This is a genomic window from Burkholderia sp. E168m23, assembly GCF_016586125.1.
GTDB classification, from domain to species: Bacteria; Pseudomonadota; Gammaproteobacteria; order Burkholderiales; family Burkholderiaceae; genus Burkholderia; species Burkholderia orbicola.
The window spans coordinates 1-5263 of sequence record NZ_BCPP01000488.1 but is presented as its reverse complement, the minus strand read 5'-3'; the positions used below and the strand labels follow the sequence as shown (position 1 = coordinate 5263).

The following is a 5263-nucleotide window of genomic DNA, read 5'->3' as shown; positions in this document are numbered from 1 at the left end:
GACCGATCGCGATTCGCCCGACGCCATCGCCGCCGATGTGCGCCGGATCATCGACACTGCCTCCACGACCTGAATTCCGCCATGAACAAGAAAACGACCCTCAAGACGTTCGCCCTCGTCGCCGCGCTGTGCGCCGGCGCCCACGCGTATGCCGCCGGCGCGATCAGCGCGCAGAACGCGTGGGTGCGCTGGCTGCCGAACAAGCTGCCCGCGGGCGGCTACGTGACGCTCGTGAACACCGGCGACAAGCCGATCGATCTCGTCGACGTCGACAGCCCCGATTACGGGATGGCCATGCTGCACCAGACGGTCTCGAACGGCTCGACGCAGAAGATGGAGATGGTCGACAAGCTGACGATCCCCGCGCGCGGCAAGGTCGACATCGCGCCGGGCGGCTATCACTTCATGCTCGAGGAACCGAAGCACACGATCAAGCCGGGCGACACCGTGCACCTGCGCCTGAAATTCTCCGACGGCGAGACGGTCGATGCGCCATTCGCCGTGAAATCGCCGGCCCAGGCGAAGTGATGCGCGCGCGATGAATCTCCTGTACTGGCTCGATCCGTGGGAGCCGTCGCCGACCGTGGTCGTCGCGGTGCTGACGGCCGCCGTGCTGTTCGCACGCGGCGTGAAGAAGGCGAAGGTGTCGCCGCTGCGGCAGTTCTCGTTCTGGTTCGGGCTGACGGCGCTCTACATCGCGCTGCATACGCGGCTCGACTATTTCTTCGAGCACGAATTCTTCATGCACCGCGCGCAGCACCTCGTGCTGCATCACCTCGGGCCGTTCTTCATCGCACTGTCCTATCCGGGCGCGGCGATCCGCGCGGGCATTCCGTTCAGCTGGCGGCAGCGCTTCGTGCGCCCCGCGCTCGCGTGGGCGCCGGTGCGCGCGACCCTCGACGTGGTATTTCATCCGGTCGTCGCGGTCGTGCTGTTCGTCGGGCTGATCTATTTCTGGCTGCTGTCGCCGATCCACTTCATCGCGATGCTCGACTGGCGTCTCTATCGCGTGATGAACTGGAGCATGGTGATCGACGGGCTGCTGTTCTGGTGGCTCGTCGTCGATCCGCGTCCCGCGCCGCCCGCGCGGCTGTCGCCGGGCCGCCGGATTCTGATCGTCGTCGCGGCGATCCCGCCGCAGATCGCGCTCGGCGCGCTGATCTTCTTCACGCCGCACGAGCTGTATCCGATCTACTCGATCTGCGGCCGCGCGTTCACGTGGCTGAGCCCGCTGCGCGACCAGCAGATCGGCGGCCTGCTGCTGTGGATTCCCGGCTCGATGATGAGCGTGATCGGCGCGCTGATCGCGCTGCGGCACTGGCTGCGGTTGTCCGCCCGCGGGCGCCTGATCGGCGAGCGGGCCGCGCAGCGCACGGACGAGCCGCCCGTCGCACGCGCCGCGCACTGATTGCCGCGCGGCGCGGCGCGCATCACGCGCGCGCGCTGCTCATCCATACGTGCGGGATGCCATCCTCGTCGTGCACGTCCGAACTCGGCGTGAAGCCGAATGCCCCGTAGAAACGCTGCAAGTGAGCCTGCGCATGCAGGCTCACCGGCGTATCCGGCCATTGCGCGCGGATATGCTCGAGCGCGCGCGACAGCAGCCCGTTGCCGAGGCCCGCGCCGCGAAACGCGGCAGTCGTCAGCACGCGGCCGATGCGCACGTCGGTATGCTGCGCGTCGGGCAGCAGCACGCGCAGATAGCCGGCCAGGCGGCCGGCCGGATCGAAGGCCGCGAGGTGCCACGCGGCCTGGTCCGCATCGTCGATGTCGCGATACACGCAGTTCTGCTCGACGACGAACACGGCGCTGCGCGCTTCGAGGATCGAATAGATTTCGCGCGCCGTCAGCGCGTCGAAGGATTTCCAGCGCCAGTCGAGATCGGCGGTGCTCGGGGATGCGGCGGGTGCGGATGCGTTCATGTGCGGTCCTGATTCAGGCGCGCCGGCCGGCGCGCGGCAACCGTCGATTATGCCTCGAAGCGCCCGACCCGCGCGACCGCCCGCCACGCGCGAAAAAAAGGCCCCGCATCGCGCGGGGCCTGCTCGTCACACCGTCACACCGTCATGCCGTCATGCCGGCATCTGGCCGAAGCGGCCGCTGTTGAAGTCCTCGATCGCGGTACGGATTTCCTCTTGCGAGTTCATCACGAACGGGCCGTAACCAACGACGGGCTCGTCGATCGGCTCGCCGCTCAGGATCAGCAGCTTCGCGTCGCCGTTCGCTTCGATCTCGACGTCGCTGCCGTCGCGGCCGAGTTGCACGAACTGCGCTTCGCGCGCCACCGTCTCGCCGTTCACCAGCACGGTGCCGCTCAGCACGACCACCGCGAGCGTCCGCCCTTCGGCGACCGGGAACCGCGCATGGCCGCCGGCCGCGAGCCGCACGTCCCACACGTCGATCGGCGTGTGCGTGCGGGCCGGGCCGCGCCGCCCGTCGAGCTCACCGGCGATGATCCGCGCCCGCCCTGCACCGTCCGGCAGCTCGACCACCGGGATATCGGCGTTCAGCAGCGTCTGGTAGCCGGGTGCGCCCATCTTGTCCGCGGCGGGCAGGTTCACCCACAGCTGCACCATCTCGAGCGGGCCGCCCCGCTTCGTGAACGCCTCCGAGTGGAATTCCTCGTGCAGGATCCCGCTCGCGGCCGTCATCCACTGCACGTCGCCCGGGCCGATCGTGCCGCCCGCGCCGGTCGAGTCGCGGTGCGCGACTTCGCCGTCATAGACGATCGTCACCGTTTCGAACCCGCGGTGCGGATGCTGGCCCACCCCGCGCGGCGCGGTCGCCGGTTCGAACGTCGCGGGGCCGGCGTAATCGAGCAGCAGGAACGGGCTCAGGTGCGTGCCATGAGACTGGTAGCTGAACATCGAACGCACCGGAAAACCGTCGCCGACCCAATGGCCGCGTGGCGCACTGTACACACCCTGGATCTTCTTCATTTGCCTTCTCCGAATTGCGGCGAAACCCGTGTTTCGCATCCATGACTGACAATATAGAGATGGAACGATCGATCCGGTAGACTGCCGAAATCGCACTCAGCGTTCCATTTCATGAACGATAAAGCGCGGGATCTGAACGATCTCTACTACTTCGTGCAGGTCGTCGAACACGGCGGCTTCGCGCCGGCCGGGCGCGCGCTGGACATGCCGAAATCGAAGCTGAGCCGCCGCGTCGCGCTGCTCGAAGCGCGGCTCGGGATGCGGCTGATCCAGCGTTCGACGCGCCGCTTCACGGTCACCGACGTCGGCCAGACCTATTACGCGCATTGCCGCGCGATGCTCGTCGAGGCCGATGCCGCCGACGAGGCGATCGCGCTGCTGCACGAGGAGCCGCGCGGCATCGTGCGCGTCAGTTGCCCGATCGTGCTGCTCGATTCGCTGGTCGGCACGATGATCGCCGCGTTCATGGCCGCGTGCCCGCGCGTCGAGATCCACCTGGAAGCGACCAACCGGCGTGTCGACGTGGTGGGCGAAGGGATCGACGTCGCGATCCGCGTGCGCCCGCCGCCGCTCGAGGACAGCGATCTCGCGCTGCGTGTGCTCGCCGAACGCGGCCAGTGCCTCGTCGCGAGCCCAGCGCTGCTGCGCGAGCAAGGTGTACCGGCCGTTCCCGCGGACCTGACGCGCCTGCCGAGCCTCGATCACGGCGTGCCGCAGTCCACGCACGTGTGGCGGCTGCGCGGGCCCGACGGCGCGCATGCGGAAATCCATCACCAGCCGCGCTACGTGACGGGCGGCATGCTCGCGCTGCGCGCGGCGGCCGTTGCAGGCGTCGGCGTCGTGCAGTTGCCGACGATGATGGTGCGCGACGAGGTTTCGCGCGGTGAACTGGTCACGGTGCTGCCCGACTGGGCGCCGCGTCGCGAAATCGTGCACGCGGTGTTCGCGTCGCGCCGCGGGCTGCTGCCGGCGGTGCGGGCGCTACTCGACTTTCTGGCCGAGCGGTTCGCCGAACTCGAACCCGACTGAGCGGGGCCGCATCACGCACGACCACGCGCTGCAGACCACGCACGGGTGCCGTAGACTGCGGTACGCGCAGTGCGCCTTCAGTGCGCCTTTTTGACAACCCCTATCGCTTTCCCGCCATGTTCACGCTGTCCAACGACCCTACCGCCTCCAAGGCCGATCAATACGCGACGCTCGTCGAGCAGGCACGTGCGCTCGTCGAATCCGAACGCGACCTGACTGCGAACGCGGCGAATTTCTCCGCGCTCGTCTATCACTCGCTCGATCGCCTGAACTGGGCCGGCTTCTACTTCTTCGACGGCACCGAGCTCGTGGTCGGGCCGTTCCAGGGCAAACCCGCGTGCGTGCGGATCGCGCTCGGCAAGGGCGTGTGCGGCACGGCCGCGCAGACCCGCGAGACGCAGGTCGTGCGCGACGTGCACGACTTCCCCGGCCATATCGCGTGCGATGCGGCGTCGGAATCGGAAATCGTCGTGCCGCTGCTGGCCGACGACAGTACGCTGATCGGCGTGTGGGACGTCGACAGCCCGGTCGCCGCGCGCTTCGACGACGAGGATCGCAAAGGGATGGAGGCGCTGTGCCGCGTGTTCGTCGAGCACGCGTGGCAGAAGGCGCGCGGTTAAGCACCGCTGCGCCGTGTCGTTCGCGGCGCCGGCCGCCGCAAACGACACGGGCCCCGCGAAGGGGCCCGTTTCATTGCAACGCCGCACCGCCGCGTGCGGCGCACGGCCGGCGTCAGGCCGCGTGCGTGCCCGACAGCGCCGCGAACGCCTGCGGCTTCGCGTCCTCGGTCAGCACCTCGAAGCCGGTTTCCGTCACCACGACCATGTGCTCCCATTGCGCGGACAGCGAATGGTCCGCCGTGACGACCGTCCAGCCGTCGGCCAGCACGCGCGTGTCGCGCTTGCCCGCGTTCAACATCGGCTCGATCGTGAAGATCATCCCCGGCCGCAACGGCAGGCCGGTGCCCGGGCGACCGTAATGCAGCACCTGCGGTTCGTCGTGATAGACGTCGCCGATGCCGTGCCCGCAATACTCGCGCACCACGCTGAACCCTTCGCGATGCGCGACCTGCTGGATCGCATAGCCGACGTCGCCGAGCGTCGCGCCGGGACGCACCGCGCGGATGCCGGCGTGCATCGCCTCGTAGGTCGCCGCGACGAGCCGCCGCGCGAGTTCGCTCGGTTCGCCGACGAAATACATCCGGCTCGTATCGCCGAACCAGCCGTCCTTGATCACCGCGATGTCGAGGTTCACGATGTCGCCGTCGCGCAGCGGCCGCGACGTCGGAATGCCAT

General features: G+C 68.5%; 7 protein-coding genes. 4 read left to right on the top strand and 3 right to left on the bottom strand.

Going from position 1 to position 5263, the window contains the following annotated elements; translation table 11 throughout:
* Positions 1 to 81 precede the first annotated feature (81 nt).
* Both JMF90_RS22815 and JMF90_RS22810 read left to right on the top strand, forming a co-directional pair.
* Positions 82 to 528, top strand: coding sequence for a copper chaperone PCu(A)C (locus tag JMF90_RS22815; RefSeq protein WP_011544963.1), 447 nt, complete (start codon positions 82 to 84; stop codon positions 526 to 528).
* 10 nt (positions 529 to 538) lie between these two features.
* Complete coding sequence (locus tag JMF90_RS22810; RefSeq protein WP_011544962.1) at positions 539 to 1408, top strand: cytochrome c oxidase assembly protein; 870 nt, start codon at positions 539 to 541, stop codon at positions 1406 to 1408.
* 22 nt (positions 1409 to 1430) lie between these two features.
* Here JMF90_RS22810 and JMF90_RS22805 read toward each other — a convergent pair whose 3' ends face one another.
* Entirely contained in the window at positions 1431 to 1922 is a 492-nt protein-coding gene (locus JMF90_RS22805; RefSeq protein WP_034206801.1) for a GNAT family N-acetyltransferase, read from the bottom strand.
* Positions 1923 to 2072: 150 nt separating this feature from the next.
* Positions 2073 to 2939: a pirin family protein gene (locus tag JMF90_RS22800; protein WP_201316784.1), complete on the bottom strand. Its 867-nt coding sequence runs from the start codon at positions 2937 to 2939 to the stop codon at positions 2073 to 2075.
* Positions 2940 to 3050: 111 nt separating this feature from the next.
* On the opposite strand from JMF90_RS22800, the gene JMF90_RS22795 reads away from it, so the two are divergent.
* Complete coding sequence (locus JMF90_RS22795; RefSeq protein ID WP_011544959.1) at positions 3051 to 3968, top strand: LysR family transcriptional regulator; 918 nt, start codon at positions 3051 to 3053, stop codon at positions 3966 to 3968.
* 116 nt (positions 3969 to 4084) lie between these two features.
* Complete coding sequence (locus JMF90_RS22790; protein WP_201316783.1) at positions 4085 to 4588, top strand: GAF domain-containing protein; 504 nt, start codon at positions 4085 to 4087, stop codon at positions 4586 to 4588.
* 112 nt (positions 4589 to 4700) lie between these two features.
* On the opposite strand, the gene map is transcribed toward JMF90_RS22790, so the two are convergent.
* Positions 4701 to 5263, bottom strand: a 563-nt coding sequence (gene map / locus JMF90_RS22785) for a type I methionyl aminopeptidase (protein ID WP_201325457.1), incomplete at its 5' end; no start/stop codon positions are given.

Coding starts and splice junctions, on each gene's coding strand:
- JMF90_RS22815 (WP_011544963.1), top strand. CDS start 82: ATGAACAAGAAAACGACCCTCAAGACGTTCGCCCTCGTCGCCGCGCTG.
- JMF90_RS22810 (WP_011544962.1), top strand. CDS start 539: ATGAATCTCCTGTACTGGCTCGATCCGTGGGAGCCGTCGCCGACCGTG.
- JMF90_RS22800 (WP_201316784.1), bottom strand. CDS start 2,939: ATGAAGAAGATCCAGGGTGTGTACAGTGCGCCACGCGGCCATTGGGTC.
- JMF90_RS22795 (WP_011544959.1), top strand. CDS start 3,051: ATGAACGATAAAGCGCGGGATCTGAACGATCTCTACTACTTCGTGCAG.
- JMF90_RS22805 (WP_034206801.1), bottom strand. CDS start 1,922: ATGAACGCATCCGCACCCGCCGCATCCCCGAGCACCGCCGATCTCGAC.
- JMF90_RS22790 (WP_201316783.1), top strand. CDS start 4,085: ATGTTCACGCTGTCCAACGACCCTACCGCCTCCAAGGCCGATCAATAC.